Source organism: Pseudomonas trutticola BRTCR10 (assembly GCF_056155105.1).
Window position 1 is genome coordinate 4,401,646 of record NZ_CM149552.1, and the last position, 18,092, is coordinate 4,419,737.

The 18,092-nt window shown below is 58.7% G+C and carries 19 protein-coding genes; 9 read left to right on the forward strand and 10 right to left on the reverse strand.

Annotated features, from left to right (window positions below; translation table 11 throughout):
• Positions 1-26: 26 nt before the first annotated feature.
• The gene (locus tag ACVVH8_RS19950) at positions 27-2,255 is read right to left on the reverse strand and encodes a polysaccharide biosynthesis tyrosine autokinase (RefSeq protein ID WP_475225858.1); all 2,229 of its coding nucleotides are present in this window, start codon (positions 2,253-2,255) and stop codon (positions 27-29) included.
• Positions 2,256-2,294: 39 nt separating this feature from the next.
• Complete coding sequence (locus ACVVH8_RS19955) at positions 2,295-2,735, reverse strand: low molecular weight protein-tyrosine-phosphatase (protein WP_475225861.1); 441 nt, start codon at positions 2,733-2,735, stop codon at positions 2,295-2,297.
• 291 nt (positions 2,736-3,026) lie between these two features.
• On the opposite strand from ACVVH8_RS19955, the gene ACVVH8_RS19960 reads away from it, so the two are divergent.
• Together ACVVH8_RS19960 and tal are read left to right on the forward strand one after the other, a co-directional pair.
• Complete coding sequence (locus tag ACVVH8_RS19960) at positions 3,027-3,980, forward strand: cellulase family glycosylhydrolase (protein ID WP_475225865.1); 954 nt, start codon at positions 3,027-3,029, stop codon at positions 3,978-3,980.
• 203 nt (positions 3,981-4,183) lie between these two features.
• Positions 4,184-5,110, forward strand: a complete 927-nt coding sequence (gene tal / locus ACVVH8_RS19965; RefSeq protein WP_475225867.1) for a transaldolase — start codon at positions 4,184-4,186, stop codon at positions 5,108-5,110.
• 212 nt (positions 5,111-5,322) lie between these two features.
• Here tal and rssC read toward each other — a convergent pair whose 3' ends face one another.
• Together rssC and rssB are read right to left on the reverse strand one after the other, a co-directional pair.
• Positions 5,323-5,805: an anti-sigma factor antagonist RssC gene (gene rssC, locus ACVVH8_RS19970; protein ID WP_042560140.1), complete on the reverse strand. Its 483-nt coding sequence runs from the start codon at positions 5,803-5,805 to the stop codon at positions 5,323-5,325.
• Positions 5,805-6,986 (reverse strand): two-component system response regulator RssB, encoded by a 1,182-nt coding sequence (gene rssB, locus ACVVH8_RS19975; protein ID WP_047302218.1) that lies wholly within the window; start codon positions 6,984-6,986, stop codon positions 5,805-5,807. The genes rssC and rssB overlap by 1 nt, the downstream gene beginning before the upstream one ends.
• 275 nt (positions 6,987-7,261) lie before the next feature.
• Between rssB and ACVVH8_RS19980 the strand changes: the two genes are divergently transcribed.
• Positions 7,262-7,561, forward strand: coding sequence for a PilZ domain-containing protein (locus ACVVH8_RS19980; protein ID WP_213026124.1), 300 nt, complete (start codon positions 7,262-7,264; stop codon positions 7,559-7,561).
• A 54-nt stretch (positions 7,562-7,615) separates the two neighbouring features.
• Here ACVVH8_RS19980 and ACVVH8_RS19985 read toward each other — a convergent pair whose 3' ends face one another.
• The gene (locus ACVVH8_RS19985; protein ID WP_103305087.1) at positions 7,616-8,305 is read right to left on the reverse strand and encodes an MlaA family lipoprotein; all 690 of its coding nucleotides are present in this window, start codon (positions 8,303-8,305) and stop codon (positions 7,616-7,618) included.
• Between the two features lie 195 nt (positions 8,306-8,500).
• Here ACVVH8_RS19985 and ACVVH8_RS19990 point away from each other — a divergent pair, with 195 nt between their 5' ends.
• Together ACVVH8_RS19990 and ACVVH8_RS19995 are read left to right on the forward strand one after the other, a co-directional pair.
• Positions 8,501-9,121, forward strand: a complete 621-nt coding sequence (locus ACVVH8_RS19990; protein WP_475225869.1) for an HAD family phosphatase — start codon at positions 8,501-8,503, stop codon at positions 9,119-9,121.
• 108 nt (positions 9,122-9,229) lie between these two features.
• Positions 9,230-9,493: a DUF4404 family protein gene (locus ACVVH8_RS19995; protein ID WP_103305085.1), complete on the forward strand. Its 264-nt coding sequence runs from the start codon at positions 9,230-9,232 to the stop codon at positions 9,491-9,493.
• A 172-nt stretch (positions 9,494-9,665) separates the two neighbouring features.
• On the opposite strand, the gene queF is transcribed toward ACVVH8_RS19995, so the two are convergent.
• Positions 9,666-10,496, reverse strand: a complete 831-nt coding sequence (gene queF / locus ACVVH8_RS20000) for an NADPH-dependent 7-cyano-7-deazaguanine reductase QueF (protein WP_213026125.1) — start codon at positions 10,494-10,496, stop codon at positions 9,666-9,668.
• A gap of 61 nt (positions 10,497-10,557) precedes the next feature.
• On the reverse strand, positions 10,558-11,091 hold the full coding sequence (copI, locus tag ACVVH8_RS20005; protein ID WP_475225872.1) for a copper-resistant cuproprotein CopI: 534 nt from the start codon (positions 11,089-11,091) through the stop codon (positions 10,558-10,560).
• A gap of 163 nt (positions 11,092-11,254) precedes the next feature.
• Here copI and ACVVH8_RS20010 point away from each other — a divergent pair, with 163 nt between their 5' ends.
• Positions 11,255-11,935, forward strand: coding sequence for a heavy metal response regulator transcription factor (locus ACVVH8_RS20010; protein WP_475225875.1), 681 nt, complete (start codon positions 11,255-11,257; stop codon positions 11,933-11,935).
• Positions 11,935-13,284: a heavy metal sensor histidine kinase gene (locus ACVVH8_RS20015; RefSeq protein WP_475225878.1), complete on the forward strand. Its 1,350-nt coding sequence runs from the start codon at positions 11,935-11,937 to the stop codon at positions 13,282-13,284. Before ACVVH8_RS20010 ends, ACVVH8_RS20015 begins: the two co-directional genes overlap by 1 nt.
• 123 nt (positions 13,285-13,407) lie before the next feature.
• Here ACVVH8_RS20015 and ACVVH8_RS20020 read toward each other — a convergent pair whose 3' ends face one another.
• From ACVVH8_RS20020 to ACVVH8_RS20030, 3 genes are all read right to left on the reverse strand, one after another.
• Positions 13,408-14,652: a lipoprotein-releasing ABC transporter permease subunit gene (locus tag ACVVH8_RS20020; RefSeq protein ID WP_475225880.1), complete on the reverse strand. Its 1,245-nt coding sequence runs from the start codon at positions 14,650-14,652 to the stop codon at positions 13,408-13,410.
• Between the two features lie 63 nt (positions 14,653-14,715).
• On the reverse strand, positions 14,716-15,399 hold the full coding sequence (lolD, locus tag ACVVH8_RS20025; RefSeq protein ID WP_475225883.1) for a lipoprotein-releasing ABC transporter ATP-binding protein LolD: 684 nt from the start codon (positions 15,397-15,399) through the stop codon (positions 14,716-14,718).
• Positions 15,400-15,406: 7 nt separating this feature from the next.
• Positions 15,407-16,657: a lipoprotein-releasing ABC transporter permease subunit gene (locus ACVVH8_RS20030; RefSeq protein ID WP_213026130.1), complete on the reverse strand. Its 1,251-nt coding sequence runs from the start codon at positions 16,655-16,657 to the stop codon at positions 15,407-15,409.
• A 94-nt stretch (positions 16,658-16,751) separates the two neighbouring features.
• Here ACVVH8_RS20030 and ACVVH8_RS20035 point away from each other — a divergent pair, with 94 nt between their 5' ends.
• The gene (locus tag ACVVH8_RS20035; protein ID WP_016986736.1) at positions 16,752-17,333 is read left to right on the forward strand and encodes a PilZ domain-containing protein; all 582 of its coding nucleotides are present in this window, start codon (positions 16,752-16,754) and stop codon (positions 17,331-17,333) included.
• 14 nt (positions 17,334-17,347) lie between these two features.
• Positions 17,348-18,070: a glycerophosphodiester phosphodiesterase gene (locus ACVVH8_RS20040; RefSeq protein WP_025111067.1), complete on the forward strand. Its 723-nt coding sequence runs from the start codon at positions 17,348-17,350 to the stop codon at positions 18,068-18,070.
• Positions 18,071-18,092 lie beyond the last annotated feature (22 nt).

Below are 18,092 nucleotides of genomic sequence, written 5' to 3' on the forward strand. Positions count from 1 at the left end.
TCAAACATGTAAGAACGATCGCTGACTCAGGACTTGTCGGAGGCGTATTCGTAGTTGTAATAGCCGTAGCCGCCATTGCCGTAATAACTGGCTGCGCGCTTCTCGACGCCGTTGAACACCGCGCCTTTCAACTCGATGCCGTTCTGCGCGAAGCGGCGAATGGTCAGTTCGATCTCTTTGGCCGGGTTCACCCCGAAGCGCGTGACGATCAGGCTGATGCCGGCTTCACGGCCGACAATCGCTGCATCGGTCACTGCCAGCAGAGGCGGCGTATCGATGATCACCACGTCGTACAGCTCGCTGAGTTCTGCCAGCAGCTCGCGGAAGTTGGCATGCATCAGCAGCTCGGAAGGATTGGGCGGCACCTGACCACGACTGATGAAGTGCAGGTCGGCGCCTTCGACTTTATTGATCGCCTGCTCAATGGTGCAGCGCTTGACCAACAGGTCTGACAGACCATTGGCGATCGGTACATTCAGAGTTTTGTGCAAATGCCCTTTGCGCATATCGGCATCGATCAGCACCACGCGCTGACCACTTTGCGCCATGACCGCAGCCAGGTTGGAAGACACAAACGTCTTGCCGACCTGCGGGCTCGGCCCGGAAATCATGATGCGGTTGTTGGTCGAGTCCAGGGCGGCGAAGTGCAGGCAAGTGCGCAGGCTGCGGATCGATTCGATGGACAGATCCGTCGGGTTGCGCAATGCCAACAGGTACGCCGGTTTGTCGACGCCATCGCGGGCGCGACCTTTTTTGCCGTCCTCTTCCTGTTGCAGTGCGCTGTAAGGAATCGAGGCGTACACCGGCAAACCGAGTTGCTCGATGGCTTCCGGACCCTCCAGACCGCGACTCAGGGATTTACGCAATAACACCAGAGCCACACCGAGGAACCCGCCGAGAAAGGTCGCAATCAGCACAATCAGGGCTTTTTTCGGTTTGACCGGACTGGTCAGGTCGACATCCGCCGTGTCGACCAGGCGCACGTTGCCGACGGCACCGGCGCGGATGATGTCTAGCTCCTGGGATTTGTTCAGCAGTTGCGTGTAAATCTGCGAGGCGACTTCGACATCGCGGGTCAGGTTGAGCAGCTCTTGCTGCGTGGCCGGCAGGTCCTGGACTTTGCCTTCCAGCGACTTCTGTTGCTGGGTCAATTCGCCGATCTGGCTCATCAATGCGCGATAGGCCGGGTGTTGTCGGGTGAATTTGCGGTCCATCTCCGCTTGTTGCATTTTCAGTTCGGAAATCCGCGTTTCGAGCGCTACGGACTGACCGAGCACCGACTGGGTTTCCAGGGAGATGTTCACGGTCTTGCCGTGAGTCTGGTAGGCATTGAGCGCATCGCTGGCCTTGGCCAGATCACGTTTGACCTGCGGTAACTGGCTTTGCAGGAAGGCCAGACTCTGCGCGGCTTCCGCCGAGGTGCGGCGCACGTTTTGTTCCACGTACAGCGCAGCAATCTTGTTGAGAATCTTCACCGCCTCGGCAGCGTCGGAACTGGCCAGTGCCAGGCGAATAATCCCCGACTCCTTGCCTTGCTCGGAAATATCCAGCGCATCCTGGTAGCCCTGGATGGTCACGATCCGTGGATTGCGCACCACTTCAAAGCGAGTGCCCGGGTTGGCCGACAGCTGCGTGATCAGCCCTTCTACGCCGTCTTGCGCGAAGGCTTCACCGGTGACGCCGTCAACCAGCACGTTGTCGTTTTCATCGAACAACTGGAAGTGATGCTGCTCGCCAGCGATCAGCGAGAGTTTCTTGCCGAGCAGTTCTTTCGGCAGGTCGAGCCGGGTGATCTCCAGCCTCTCGCCGCCCCACGCGTAGCTGTTCAGGCCGAAACGTGGCGGCGCCACGCTGAACTCGGTTTCGCCACGATAACGACGGGCGAGAAAACCGCCGATCAGCGGGAAGGTGTTTGGGGTGACGTCGATGTCCAGACGCAAGTCATCGACGGTTTTGCCGATCACCGCGCGGGATTTGATGATGCCGATTTCGGTCACCGACGGCGATTGCCCCCCGAGCATGCTGTTGAGATCGGAAAAACCGAGCATGTCGTTCTTTTTCGGTTCGACCTGAACCAGCGCGTTCGCCAGGTACACCGGCGTGGCCAAAACGGCATAGGCAACGCCGGCAGCCATGAAGGCACCGGTAAACGCACCGATCAACCATTTCTGGTCGATCAAACTGCCGAATATGCCGAGCAGATCAATACTGTCTTGATCGTTATCACGGTTGGCGATTACTGACGGTAACTGCATAAGTCTGTTCTTACCATTCACTGATCTGAAGAATATTCATCAACGTGCGAGACGTTGTGCCCATGAGCTGACAGCATCTTCAATCAATGCATGGGCATGAATAAAAGCGGCCTTGCCTTGACGATAGGGATCTTGTATTTCTCGCTCGCTCCGCCATTTGCCGAGCAAAAACACTTTGCCCCGCGCGTGAGAGGCAATCTTCAATACTTGATTAACGTGCTGTTTTTCCATGACCAGAATCAGATCTGATTCATTGACGATATCCGGCGTCAGTTGCCGCGCCTTGAAACCTTCGGGGTTATGCCCGTGGTCTTGCAGAACCTGCCGGGCCGACGCCTCCACGCCTTCACCGACGCGCGCCGAGAGGCCTGCGGAGGTCACCGAGATGTCTGCCGGCGCCAGCGCTTTGCGCAACAGAAGTTCTGCTGTCGGACTTCGGCATATATTGCCAACGCAGACGACAAGGATGTTTTTGAACAAGGTTTTCTTTCCTGTGTAATATCAAACTGCCAACATCCAGAGCGGTTTTTTAATGAACCCGCAAGATCTTCCTGCACTCGGAAATAGATTGACCCTGTTAGTAGCAGCGTATTAAGTACCACACCCCCAAAAGCACCCCAATCGGAATTAACGGACTAAAAATAACTGTGATTTTCAGCCAATCACTTCCTGACAAAAAATAACATTCATGCACTTAGTGCCATTGTTAGTTTCGTAATTCATGTAACGAGATAACTATTCGCCGTTGTCATTCCCATCGGGAGAACAGACATGAAACCAGCCCATCTCAAACGGCTCGCCCCTGCGTTGCTGGCACTCAGTGCCCTCACTCAAGTTCACGCCAGTGAGCTCTTCCCCAACCTCCCCGCCAAGACCATCGGTGTCCAGGTGAAGATCCAGAACTTCACCGCCGAGGACGCCGCGCACATCAAAGACGCCGGATTCAGTTTTGTGCGCTTCGGTGTGTGGAGCGACAGCCTGACTGCCAAGGCTTATCAAAAACAGGTCAGCGATGCCTTCGCCGCGGCTAAATCTGCGGGCCTGCCGGTGTTGCTGACCGTGCGTGCCATCAAGCCTTTGCCCGCCACCTCAGCCACCGATCTGGCAACCGCCGGCGAATCGTTTGCCAATGCGCTGTCGGGTCTGGAAAACTCCTACAGCACACAACTGGTGGCGATTGAGATCTGGAATGAGCCAGATCTTGAGACCTATTGGCCGACGCGTCATTTCGACACGACGTTCGTGCCGTTCATGAGCGCTGTGTGCAAGTCGCTGCAGGGCTCAGCGCAATCGACGCCGCTGGTCGGCTACGGTTTCGCCCGGCCACCGACTGCCGGCTCTGCTTCAACCGTGGCACTCAACCGCATCGTCAGCGAATACCCCAAATGCCTGAGCGCGATTTCCTACCACCCTTACGGCATGACAGCCACGCAGATCAGCAACGCGCAGGCGTTTATTCAGCAAAACTTCCATCTGCCGGGGGTCATCAGTGAATGGGGCATATCGGCGCTCAGCTCCAATGGCGGCAACGACGGCCAGGCCAGCAAAGTCGGCGCCTTCATCGCCGATGTGAAAAAGCTCGGTATCCCGCTGACATCCCTCTATGAATGGCGAAACAGCGACTCGGGGAGTAACGAGCGCGAAAAGAACTTCGGCCTGCTGACCTCTGACGGCCAACCGAAGCCCGCGAAAATAGCCGCCGCAACTCAATTGAATGCCCAGTAGTCCGCGTGCGACTGACCTGTACGCAGGTCAGTTGCTTTGAACCTGTGAGCCGTTTTGGCATCGTATTCATCGATACCGCGCCCCCACCATTCAAACAATCGTTTTCAGGTTGTTGCCGCGAGGGCTATCGATACACGTACGCGCCCTTGAGTGGCTGTCAGCGCTCGGGTAATGTCGTCAAACCCACAGGACAGAGCACACACATGACTTCCAAGCTGGAACAACTCAAACAAATGACCACCGTGGTTGCCGACACTGGCGACTTCGAAGCGATCGCCCGGGTGAAACCGGTCGACGCCACCACCAACCCTTCCCTGCTACTTAAAGCCGCGGCCATTTCTGGTTACTCCGAGCTGCTGAACGCCTGCGTCAGCGACTGCAAGGGCGACGTCGGCCTGGCCAGCGACCGTTTCGGCGTCGCCGTGGGTCAGGAAATTCTCAAAGTGATCCCGGGCCGCATCTCCACCGAAGTGGATGCGCGCCTGTCGTTCGACAAAGACGCCGTGCTCAAGCGTGCGCATCGCCTGATCGAACTGTATGACAAGGCCGGCATTGGCCGCGACCGCGTACTGATCAAGATCGCTTCGACATGGGAAGGCATTCGCGCTGCCGAAGTGCTGGAGAAGGAAGGCATCCAGACCAACCTGACCCTGCTGTTCTCCTTCGCGCAAGCGGCAGCCTGCGCCGATGCCGGCGTATTCCTGATCTCGCCGTTCGTGGGCCGTATCTACGACTGGTACAAGAAGGCCAACGGCAACGACTACACCGGCGCCGATGATCCGGGCGTGCAGTCGGTAACGCGCATCTACAACTACTACAAGGCCAATGACTACAAGACCGTGGTCATGGGCGCGAGCTTCCGTAACCTGAACCAGATCGAGCAACTGGCCGGCTGCGATCGCCTGACCATCAGCCCGGACCTGATCGACAAGCTGGCAGCGGACACTGGCAAGCTGGAGCGCAAACTCGCCCCGGGTCATGCCGGTGAAGCGCGCCTGAGCTTGAACGAAGCGCAGTTCCGCTGGTTGTCCAACGAAGACGCGATGGCCACCGAGAAACTGGCCGAAGGCATTCGTCAGTTTGCCCGTGACCAGGAGAAGCTTGAGGCGCTGTTGCAGGCCAAGCTGTGATCTGAGTCGCAGGAATGCAAAAAGGGCGAACCCGGTTGGGTTCGCCCTTTTTTATGCAGTGCCGGAAGATGCATTGTCTGAACTGACGCCTTCGCGGGCAAGCCCGCTCCCACAGGGTCATGTGTGGAACAGAGACTCCGGGGTCACTCAATCACTGTGGGAGCTGGCTTGCCAGCGATAAGGCCGGCTCAAACACCTTTTCTCTCAACAGATCAGTGTCTTTCGAGGGCATTCACCAGATCATGGAAGGCTTCACGGTTGGAATCATTCAGCCCCATGAGGATCTTGTGCGCTTCCAGCACTTTGATCCGCACCACTTCTTCCGACTGATCCTGATCAGGCAGGTCGTCCAGGCATTCCGGGCACGGCACGGGATGGTTGACGATGTTGAACACCTGCTCGAAGCCCATCGATTGCAGGAGACGGGTGATGTCATCGTGGGTGGTAACGACGGTCGGCAGCAGGCCGACCTTCTGCCGCGACAGGATCGACAGCTTGGCCAACAGGCCCAGCGTGGTGCTGTCGATGCTGCGGGTTTCGGTCAAATCGATCACGATCGCGTTGAAATTCAGCGCGGTGAAGATTTTCTCAATAGTCGCATCCAACGCCGAACACAGGGTCAGGCGAACTTCACCGACGAACTTCAGGACGAAGGTGCCATCCTGCTCGGCGAACTGGATTCTACCGGTACTCATTAAAGATTCCTGCTCAACACCAACAGGGCGATATCATCCGGCATCTCCCCTAGCGTGGCCAATCCAAACACTTGCCGCAGACCATCCAGGCTGCCGCCCGCTGACTTCACCCGCTGGGGCAAAGCCGCTTCTTTTTCTTTGAGCGTAGGTTCTGGCAATAGATCCAGAATGCCATCAGACATCAGCGTCAGGCTGAACGTCGGCGGCAGCTCAAGCACGTGATCTTCGTAAGTGGCTTCATTGAAAAGCCCCACCGGCAGACCACGTCCTTCCAGATAACGAACACTGTCAGGTGTGTACAACACGGGCAAAGGCAGATGGCCGCCGATGCTATAGGTCAACAAACCGGTCTCCTCGTCGATGACTCCACCGACCATTGTGACGTGTTTGCCCAGCTTACAACTGATCAGCCCCCGGTTGATATGACCAAGGACTTCCGAAGGCTTGAATTCCGGCAAGGTGCCGTTGCGCTTGGACTCGAACAGCAAGCGCGTGGTCATGAACTTCAGCAGCACGGTGACAAAGGCTGATGAGGCACCATGACCGGATACATCCGCCAGGTAGAACGCAACCCGGCGCTCGTCGACACGGAAATAGTCGACAAAATCACCCGACAGGTACAACGACGGGATGATCTGGTGGGCAAACTTGAACTCGTCGATGCTCCACGGGCTTTCCGGCAGCATGTTCATCTGCACCTGGCGACCGGCGTTCTGGTCTTCCTGGAGCAGGTTCAGGCTGGCTTCGAGCTCGCGGTTGGCCTTTTCCAGCTTCTCGCGATAGCGCTGGTTTTCCAGCAGCAGGCGCGCACGATCCAGGGCCCGGCGCACGGAGTGCTCGAGCACAGCCAGATCTTCGAGAGGCTTGATCAGGTAATCCGCCGCGCCCAGGCGCAGGGCCTCGACCGCGTCGTTCATCACGCCGGCACCCGAAACCACGATCACCGGAGTTTGCGGCGACAGCTCGGTGACCTGACGGATGAGTTCGAGACCGCCCATCTGCGGCATGCGCAGATCGCAGATGACCAAGTCGGGCTTGTCTTGCTCGAATACCTGAAGACCCTGTTGGCCGTTGCTGGCCTGCAGGACGCTGAAACCACTGTCTTCCAAATAGGCCGCGAGGCTCGCGCGCACTACTTCGTCATCATCGATTATCAGCAGCGTGGCACTGGTTTTTGGCATGTGGGCAAACGGCGCCAGAATTAGGTTGGCGTAGTTGGCGGGGCGACAGGCCCTGCACTGACTACTGGATTCGCTTTCTAGCCTCTCTGCTGCACCGCTTTCGAGCGTTAGCTCCGTACACGGTTGCACCAGAGGTGCCCTTCTAAGGCGCAGACGGTACTCCCATCCGCGGGGCGTTTCAAGCATGCGCCGATGGTCGCTTGACGACTTTACTTGTCAAATCACCGAGAGTTATAAGAACAGCTCAAACCGTAACCCAATGGAAGGACGAAACCATGAGTCAAACCGGTCGGGACTACAGCGAAAAGCGCGATTTCATCCGCATGCGGGTCGATGCCGATGTCGTGTTGATTCATGCAGGTGATGAGGTTTCAGCGGTGTGCATCGACCTCTCGAGCAGTGGCATGCAGGTCGAGGCGCCGCGTCAGTTCGCGGTTGGCGACCGCTTGAGCGTACGCATCGACTCCGAGCATGCGGCACTCAGCGGCCTTGAGGCCGAGACCGAAGTCGTCTGGGTCAAGGCGCAGGATGACAAGACTCAGCGCCTCGGCCTGACCATTCTGCAGATGACATAAGCGCACACAAAAAAGGCGACCCGGAGGTCGCCTTCTTCATTCTATCGGTCGAAATCAAAAATCGTCTTCGACCTGACCATCCTTCACCTTGAACTCACGGTTCTGCAAGTAGGCGTTGCGGATGAAGGTGTATTTGTCGCCGCTGATCAACTTCTCGCTCGACAGCAGGCTGGCGCGGGTGTCGACGATGTTCAGGCCGAACACCGAGTTACGCACCGGCACGTCGTTGATGTAGCGGTAAGGACCGGTGTAGCTGTCGACGTATTTCGACGGCGCATCACGCAGGGTGCTTGGGCCCATCAGCGGCAGCATCACGTATGGACCACTGCCGACGCCCCAGTAGCCGAGGGTCTGGCCGAAGTCTTCATCGCTGCGATTGAGGCCCATTTTGGTGCCGACATCGAAGAAGCCGAGCAGACCGAACGTGGTGTTGAAGATCAAGCGTGCGGTGTCGACGCCAGCCGCAGCCGGTTTGGCCTGCAGGATGTTGTTCGCCAGGTTGGTGACATCACCGACGTTGCGGAACATGTTGTGGATGCCATCTTCGAGAAATTGCGGCGTCACAAACTCGTAGCCTTGCGCCAGCGGCTTCAGCGCGTAGGTGTCGACGAAGTCGTTGAACTCGAAGATCGGACGGTTGACGCTCTCCCAAGGGTCTTCTTCCGTTGCCGCTTGAGTGGCGAACGGCGCCAGCAACAAGCCGGCATATACACAAAGCTGAGCGAGCGAAGGGCTCCAGCGCATAGAAAAACTCCTTGGATTTGTACTGGCGCGAGCAGCTTCGCCCGGGCGTAAGGCCGCTAGTATAAGCGCAAAAGGTCTTTTGGGCAGTCTGGGAATGAAGCTACTTGTAGGACGTTTCCAGCGCCCTGTTCACAAGCCTGTCATCCAACTGTCACCGGCGCGCCCTAGCCTTATGGTTATTTCAGGGACGCTGCCATGTCACATGCCGAAACCTTGCCCCTCGCTGCACCCGGCCTGACCGCCGTATTGTTCGGTCTCAGCGGATGCCTGGTGGATTTCGGTGCTCGCGCCCGGCAACAGACCATTTCCCTGCCCGAACAGGCCGAAGCCACACCGGGCGCACTTGAGAGCCTGCACAACTTGCAGCGCCAGCAGATTCCCTGCGCCTGGATCGATGAGTTGCCCCCTGCCCTTGCACTGCCGCTGTCGGCGACTTTGCCGGCGTGGATCAAGCCTGCGCAACATTCGGCAACAATCAATCCGTGGCCCGCTCCCAACGCGTGCTGGCAGGCACTGATGGACCTGAACGTCGGCAGCCTGGACGGTTGCGTCCTGGTCAGCGGCGAACCACGTCTGCTGCAATCGGGGCTGAATGCCGGGTTATGGACCATTGGCCTTGCGTCCTGCGGTTCGCTCTGCGGCCTGGCACCGGGCGAGTGGCAGGCCTTGAGCCAGAAGGAACGCGAACAACTGCGCGGCAAGGCGACGATGCAGTTGTTCGGGCTCGGCGTGCACTCGGTGATCGATCATCTGGGCGAGCTGGAAACCTGTCTGGCGGACATCAGCCTGCGCCGTCTCAAAGGCGAAAAGCCCTGATCGGGATCATGCAGGTTGTACGAGAGTGGATTAATCTAAAGGTCAGCCATAGACCTTTGGCGCGCGGCTGCGGTCAATGCCAGTGCCTCTCGATAAAAGGAAAACACCATGCCCGCCCAAGAACTGCAAAAACAGCTCGACACCCTGCGCGAGCAGCTGGAGCAGAATCCGCCGCTGTCGGAAGTCGAACGTGAAGATTTGCATGCGCTGATGGCGCAGATTGAATCTGAAATCAAACTGGAGTCGGCTACTCAGGACGCCAGCATCGCCGATGGCGTGAATCTGGCAGTTGATCGCTTCGAACTCGAACACCCGGCCATTGCCGGCACCTTGCGCAACATCGTCAATGCGCTGGGCAGCATGGGGATCTGATTCCCTCGCATGCAAAAAAGCCCTGCCATTTCTGGCAGGGCTTTTTCATTTCTACTGTGGCAATGCAATACCCTGTAGGAGTGAGCCTGCTCGCGATAGCTGACTGACATTCAACGTTGATGTCGACTGCTGCACCGCTATCGCGAGCAGGCTCACTCCTACATTGATTAATTTATTGACGCACCAAGCGATGGTTCGGCAGTTGTACACTTTCGGTGCTGCGATACGGGTTGATATCCAGCCCACCGCGACGCACATAACGCGCAAACACCGTCAATTTCTCCGGCTTCAGCAACCGCTGCAGATCAAGAAAGATCCGCTCCACGCACTGCTCATGGAAGTCCGAGTGCTGGCGGAAGCTGACGATATATTCCAGCAGACTGGCGTGATCCAGCGCCGAGCCGCGATATTCCACCACCACACTGCCCCAGTCCGGCTGACTGGTCACCGGGCAATTGGACTTGAGCAAATGGCTGTGCACGCTCTCCTCGACGATGCGCGAATCATCGCAGCGCAGCAATTCCGGACGCGGGTGCTCGTAGTTGCTGACGCTGATATCCAGATCGTCGATGCACACGCCGGGCAGTGCCACGACGCCTTCCGCCTCAACGTCTTTCAGGCTGCGAACCCGCACACCGACCGGCTTGCCGGCAGCGGTAGACAGGTCTTTGACCAGCGTCGCTTCCAACGTCGCGATATCGGCAAACGCGGTCTGGTTCAGCGAGTTCAGGTACAGCTTGAACGACTTCGATTCGATGATGTTCGGCGAATCCGCCGGTATGCTGAACTCACCGATCGCTACCACCGGCTTGCCCGACGGCAGCAGCCACGACAATTCGAAGCAGTTCCAGAAATCCACGCCTTTATACGGCAGGGTTTCGGCGGTCAGGCCCAATTCGGCCCATTTCGCGGTACGCGGAATCGGGAACAGCAGGGACGGCGTGTAGGTGGCGATGTATTCGCTGGACTTGCCCAGCGGCGAATGTTCGGCTGCGGGATGCATGGCGGAAACCTGACTGAAGAATCAGCGGATTCTACCAGCCTTTGCTCGCGCCTTTGAGTGCTTACTGACTGACAGTCAGTTTGCCGACCATGCCGGCCTGATAATGCCCGGGAATATTGCAGGCGAACTCCAGGCTGGTGGCCTTGCTGAAGGTCCAGGTCAGCTCGGCGGTTTCGCCCGGCTCCACCAGCACACTGTTGGGATCGTCATGCTTCATGCCATGGCCCATCGCAGCGTGATCCATGCCCGCCATGTCGTGGGACATTTCTTTCATGCCAGTAGGCGTGAGCATGCCGCTTTGCTGCATCTGCAACATTTCCTGCTGGTGTGCGGCGTGCATTGCCGCGTCACCGAGGTTGAATTCGTGCAGCAACTGGCCTTTATTCACCAGTACAAAGCGAATCGTCTCACCCGCTTTGACTTGAATCGCCTTCGGATCAAACGACATGTCGTTCAGCACCACCTCGACGCTGCGTGTAGCCTTCGCGGCCGGCGCCGGCTGGCCGAAATCGTAGCTGTGCGCAGGTCCGGCCCAGACCGGTGAACTCAGCGCCAGCAAACAGGCCGCCACGGCCAAAGAGTTGCGCAAAAACATCGTCGTACTCCAACAAGATAAGGTTCAGCCTGTGGGAAACTTTAGCCGGCCTGCGCTGGCATCTGCCTGACAGGCAGATTACAACTTTGTCAGGTTGGCGGTTATCGCCTGCTCTCACGGTATAAAGCTTTCGTTATTACAACCGAACCCACCCGAGTTACCCATGAAACTGTTGATCGTCGAAGACCAAGCGAAAACCGGCCAATACCTGCGCCAAGGCCTGACCGAAGCCGGCTTCAACACCGAGCTGGTGGCCGACGGCAACAGCGGGCAGCAACTGGCCTTGAGCGGCGACTACGCGCTGTTGATCCTCGACGTGATGCTGCCCGGGCGCAGTGGCTGGCAGATCCTGCACGCGGTGCGCAGTGCCGGTCTCGACACGCCGGTACTATTTCTGACGGCCAAAGACGCGATAGAGGACAGGGTTCACGGCCTCGAACTCGGCGCCGACGACTATCTGGTCAAACCCTTCGCCTTCTCTGAGTTACTGGCCCGGGTGCGCAGTCTGCTGCGTCGCGGCAGCGCCACACCGCAGGAAACCAGCCTGCAACTGGCCGACCTGCGCCTGGACCTGATCCGCCGCCGGGTAGAGCGCAGCGGTCAACGCATCGACCTGACCGCCAAGGAATTCGCCTTGCTGGAAATGCTCCTGCGCCGTCAGGGCGAAGTGCTGCCAAAGTCGTTGATCGCCTCGCAGGTGTGGGACATGAATTTCGACAGCGACACCAACGTGATTGAAGTGGCGATCCGTCGTTTGCGCTTGAAGGTCGATGACGAATTCCCCAACAAACTGATCCACACCGTACGCGGCATGGGTTACGTGCTTGAAGAGCGTCCAGTCTGATGCGCCGCTTGTCTTTGAGTTCGCGTCTGGCCCTGCTGTTTGCCGCTTGCACCGCAGTGGTTTCACTGTTGGCCGGGGTGTTGTTCAGCCGCGCCAGCGAGGCGCACTTCATTGAGCTCGACCAGCAATTGCTCGACGGCAAACTGATCGGCCTGCGCCGCGCCTTGCAGGATGTTCAGGCCAATGAAAGTGAGGCGCGGCTGGCGGATGAACTGAGTCGCCAGGCCGATCTGTCACTGCGCATCACTGGCGGTGACGGCCAACGTTGGTACGACAGCTCGATCCATGTACCGCGCGATCTGCCGCAAACAAGCGATTTGTCGACCATCAGTGACGCGGGCACCGATTATCGTGTGCTCAACGCCCCGCTCTACCCGGACAAAAGCGACTCGCCACAATTGACCCTGTTGCTGGACATCACCCATCACCAGCATTTCCTGCAACGCATGCAGCATTTGATCTGGCTGACCGTTGGCCTTTCCGCACTGGCTACCGCGTTACTCGGTGCCTGGGCCTCCCGCAGTGGCTTGCGTCCACTGCGGCGCATGAGTGCTGTGGCCCGTGGGATTTCTGCCCAATCGCTCAATGCCCGACTGCCGGAAGCGCAAATGCCGCCAGAGCTAACGGAATTGGCCCACAGCTTTAACGCCATGCTCGGACGACTCGACGACTCGTTTCAACGGCTGTCTGCGTTTTCTGCCGACATCGCCCATGAACTGCGCACACCGCTGTCGAACCTGCTGACCCACACCCAGGTCACCCTCACCCGCCCGCGACCGCTGGAAGACTACCGCGAAGCACTGCACAGCAACCTCGAAGAACTGCAATGGATGGCGCAACTGGTCAACGACATGCTGTATCTGGCCAAGGCTGACCACGGATTGTTGATGCCCAAGCGTGAGGCGCTGGAACTGGCGGATGAAACGGATGTGCTTTTGGAGTTTTTTGCGCCGCTGGCGGAGGACGTCGGGGTCAAGCTGACGCGCGAGGGCCATGCGCGGATCGAAGGTGATCGCAGTATGTTGCGTCGGGCGTTGTCGAATTTGCTGGATAACGCGCTGCGCTTTACTCCGGTTGAGGGCTACGTAAGTTTGCGGATCGTTGATCAACCGAGCGCTGTGCGCATTTCAGTCGAGAACAGTGGCGAGGGGATTTCTGCGGAGTTGTTGCCACGGCTGTTCGACCGGTTTTATCGGGCCGATCCGGCGCGGCAGGAAGGCAGCAGTGAGCATGCGGGGTTGGGGTTGGCGATTACTCAATCGATAGTCCGCGCCCATAGTGGGCAGATTCATTGCGAATCAGAAACTGGATGGACACGGTTTGTGATTGAGTTGCCGAAGAAGGATTGAGGCTCGCCGTTCCGGCCCCATCGCGGGCAAGCCCGCTCCCACAGGTTCCGAGTCGTTTTAAAAATTCGTGCCCGACTCAAAACCCTGTGGGAGCGGACTTGCCCGCGATAGCAAATTCAAAGCTTACGAGTATCTCAGCGCATGAGCCGGCTCGATCTTCGCCGCCCGCCACGCCGGATACACCGTCGCCAGGAAGCTCAAGATGAACCCGGCAGAGCAGATCAACAGCACGTCCCCGCCCTGCAATTCGGAAGGCAAGTTGCTGACGAAATACACATCGGAACTGAAAATGTGCTGCCCGCTCACCCGCTCGACCCAGCCGACCAGTTCGCTGACGTTCAGCGCCGCGATCACACCCAGCACGCCACCAATCAAGGTGCCGACAATGCCGATCACCGTGCCCTGCACCATGAAGATCGCCATGATCTGCCGGGGCGTGGCACCAATGGTGCGCAGGATCGCAATGTCCGCGCCTTTGTCGTTCACCACCATGATCAGCGTCGCGATGATGTTGAATGCCGCCACCGCGACGATCATCAGCAATAGCAGGCCGATCATGGTTTTTTCCATTTTCATCGCACTGAACAGGCTGCCCTGGGTGTGGGTCCAGTCGTCAGCCTTGAAATCGGCACCTAGGGCGGCGGCGATGTCCGAGGAGACTTTCGGCGCGGCGTACAGGTCTTTCACCGCCAGACGCACGCTTTGCACCTGATTCGGCTCCCAGTGCTGCATGGTCGCCGCATCGGCCACATGAATCAGACCCATCGAGCCGTCCAGTTCCGCGCCAACCTTGAACACACCCACCACGTTCAACCGCTGCATACGCGGGGTGATACCACCCGGTGCGGTGCTGACTTCCGGCACTATCAGGGTGATCTTGTCGCCGACATTCAAACGGAAACGGCGGGCGGTGATCTCACCGATGACCACGCCAAACTCACCGGGCTTCAAGGCATCGAGCCGGCCCTGGACGATGTGCTGGGCGACGATCGAGACTTTGCCTTCCTGGGCCGGATCGACACCGCTGATCTGGATCGGCTGCATCAAGCCTTTGTAAGACAGCATGCCTTCCATTTCGGTGAACGGCACGGCGGCGGTTACTTCGGGATTTTTCATCGCGGCGGCGGCCACGGGCTGCCAGTCATCAATCGGCTTCACGCCAACGATGGTCGCGTGCGGCACCATGCCGAGGATGCGCGAGCTCATTTCGCGCTGGAAGCCGTTCATCACCGACAACACCACGATCATCGCCAACACGCCGAGGGCGAGGCCGATCATCGAGGTCATCGAAATGAACGAAACAAAGCGATTGCGGCGCTTGGCGCGGGTATAGCGCGTGCCGATAAAGATCGATAACGGTCTGAACATTCGCTGGGGCACCGTATAAAAATAAAAGACCCGACGTCTTTTCAGACGCCGGGTTTCAACTCATCAGATGGGCGTCAGGCAACCGTTTTGCAGGTGCAGAACGCGATCCATCTGGCGAGCCAGGTTCATGTCGTGGGTCACCACCAGGAACGCCGTGCGCATCGAGGTGCTGAGTTCCAGCATCAAATCCTGAATGCCCTGGGCGGTGTGGGAGTCGAGGTTGCCGGTCGGCTCATCGAGCATCACCAGACCCGGCTTGTTCACCAGCGCGCGGGCGATGGCGACACGCTGACGCTCGCCACCGGACAGTTCCGCCGGTTTGTGCTCAAGGCGATGGCCCAGCCCTACCCGCTCCAGCAACGCGGTAGCACGCTGACGGGCTTCCGGGATCGGCGTCTTGCCAATCAGCAACGGCATGCAGACGTTTTCCAGCGCGGTGAATTCCGGCAGCAAGTGGTGGAACTGGTAAACGAAACCCAGCGCGCGATTGCGCAGCAGACCGCGCTTTTTCTCACTCAGCGCCGACAGTTCTTCACCGTCGAGCCAGACACTGCCCTTGGTTGGCGTGTCGAGGCCGCCCAACAGGTTGAGCAAGGTACTTTTGCCCGAACCCGAGGTGCCGACAATCGCCACTCGCTCGCCCGGGTGCAACTCCAGTTGCAGACCGGCCAGCACTTCTACCGACTCCGGGCCTTCCTCGTAGGATTTGCCCAGGTTGCGGCAGCTCAAGATTGCTTTTTCACTCATGCCCGACTCACTCATAACGTAGCGCCTCCGCCGGCTGGGTGCGCGCGGCACGCCAGGCGGGATACAGGGTGGCGAGGAAACTCAAGACCAACGCCGCGGCGCAGACCATTACGACATCCTGGCTCTGCACCTGCGACGGAAGATAATCAATGAAATACACGTCAGCATTAAGGAATTTGTGGCCGATCAGCCCTTCGAGGGCGGAAATCGCGGCGCTGACATTAAGCGCGGCGAAGATCCCGACCACTGCGCCAATCGCCGTGCCGACCACGCCGATGACCGTGCCCTGGACCATGAAGGTGCGCATGATCGTGCCCGGTGTTGCGCCCAATGTGCGCAGAATGGCGATGTCGCCTTTCTTGTCATTCACCACCATCACCAGTGTGGAAATGATGTTGAACGCCGCGACGGCAACAATCAGCAGCAACAGCAGGCCGATCATGGCTTTTTCCATGCGGATCGCCTGATACAGATTGCCGTGCGTGCGCGTCCAGTCGCGGGCGTAGTAATGGTCTTCGCCAAGCTGCTGGGCGATGTTCCATGCCACGCGCGGTGCCTGGAACAGATCGTCGAACTTCAGGCGAATGCCCTGCACCTGATCAGGCTTCCAGCGATGCATTTTCGCCAGATCCTGCAGGTTGGTAACGCCCAGATAACCATCGAGCTCGCCGGCACCGACATGGAAAATGCCGACCACGGTGAAGCGTTTCATGCGCGGGAACATCCCGGCCGGGGTCACGCTGACCTCCGGCGCGACGAAGGTGATCTTGTCACCGATGCCCACGCCGAGCTTGGTCGCGGCTTTATCGCCAATCACGATGCCGAAGCTGCCCGGCGTCAAATCGTCGAGTTTGCCCTGCTTCATGAAGTTGTCGATGATCGACACATTGCGCTCAAGCGCAGGGTCGATGGCGTTGAGCAACACCTTGGACACCTGACCGTTATTGGTCAGCAGCCCCTGCATTTGAGTGAACGGCGCAACCGCCGTCACCTGCGGGTTCTGCTTGACCTGGGTGGCCAGGCTTTGCCAATCGCTGATCGGCTCGGTGGATTCGATGGTCGCGTGGGGCACCATGCCCAGCACGCGGGTGCGCATCTCATGATCGAAGCCATTCATCACCGAGAGCACGACGATCATCACGACCACGCCAAGCGCGAGCCCGATCATCGAAGTCAGGGAAATGAATGACACAAAATGATTGCGACGCTTTGCACGGGTATAACGCGTGCCGATAAATACGAAGAGAGGTCTGAACATGTCGGGGCTTGTTCGGAGGGAAAAGGAACGTCCTTGTGGCGGGGGTCGATAACCAGCTTTACACTCAGACCACCGCCGCTACCATGGGTTCGCCATGTCGACATTAGATGAAGAAGATCGCCGCGAATACTACCGTATCGAGGACACGATCGCACTGGAAATTCGGCCCCTGTCCGCTCCCGAAGCCGCAGGCCAGGAAGTGTTGCAGGATGCTTCCCCGCTGTTCAACCTGCTCAGCGAACTGCACCTGAGCGAATTCGAGTCGCAGCACCTGCTGCGCCAGATCAGTGAACGCGACCGGGCCATCGCCGCGTTTCTGAAATCCCAGAACAAACGCATCGACCTGCTCAGTCAGGTGGTCGCCCTGACCGTGCTCGGCCATATCGGCGAGCCGCAACCGGTGATCATCTCCGAAGGCGGGATCGACTTTCAGTACCCGACGCCGATTGCCACGGGTGCACACCTGTCAGTGAAACTGGTGCTCATGCCGCAGGCACTGGGCCTGTTGCTGCGCGCCCGCGTCACCCATTGCGACCGCAAGGGCGAGGGTTATGACGTCGGCACCGAGTTCGAACACTTGACCGATGCCCAGCGCCAGTTGCTCGCCCGCTATATCTTGCAGAAGCAGGCCCAGGAACGACGTCTGGCCCGCGAACAGAACGAATCAGGCATTTAAATTAAGGAAGAACCGTGACCCTCATCTACGGCCACCGCGGCGCCAAGGGCGAAGCACCGGAAAATACCCTGAGCAGTTTTCAGGAATGTCTCAAGCACGGCGTGCGCCGTTGCGAACTCGATCTGCACCTGTCCAAGGACGGCGAGTTGATGGTCATTCACGACCCGACCCTCAAGCGCACCACCGACCGCCGCGGCAAAGTCGTCGAGCATACCGCCGCCGAACTGGTGACCTACGACGCACGCAAGGGCGGCCCGGGCTGGATCAAGCCCTGCCCGATTCCAACACTGGAGGAGTTGTTCGAGAAGTGTGATTTCGAGCACTGGCAGCTTGAAGTCAAAAGCGCTTCGCGTACTCGCGCGGCAACCACCGTGCTGGCCATTCGTGAGATGGCGCAGCGACATGGCCTGCTGGACAAGGTGACAATCACCTCGAGTTCGCGGGAAGTCTTGAAAGCGGCGCTGGATCTGGTGCCGGATGTGTCACGGGGACTGGTGGCCGAATACGCCTGGCTCGACCCGTTGAAGGTCGCGGCAAGCTATGGCTGCGAGATTCTGGCGCTGAACTGGACGCTGTGTACGCCGGAACGCCTTCAGAAGGCACAGCGTCAGGGGCTGCATGTGTCGGTGTGGACCGTCAACGAGCCTGCGCTGATGCGCAGACTCGCCGACTTCGGCGTTGACAGCCTGATTACAGACTTTCCCGGTTTGGCCACTGCCACCCTCGAGAATTGCTGAAATCGGTCTCCCCGGCCGGCTC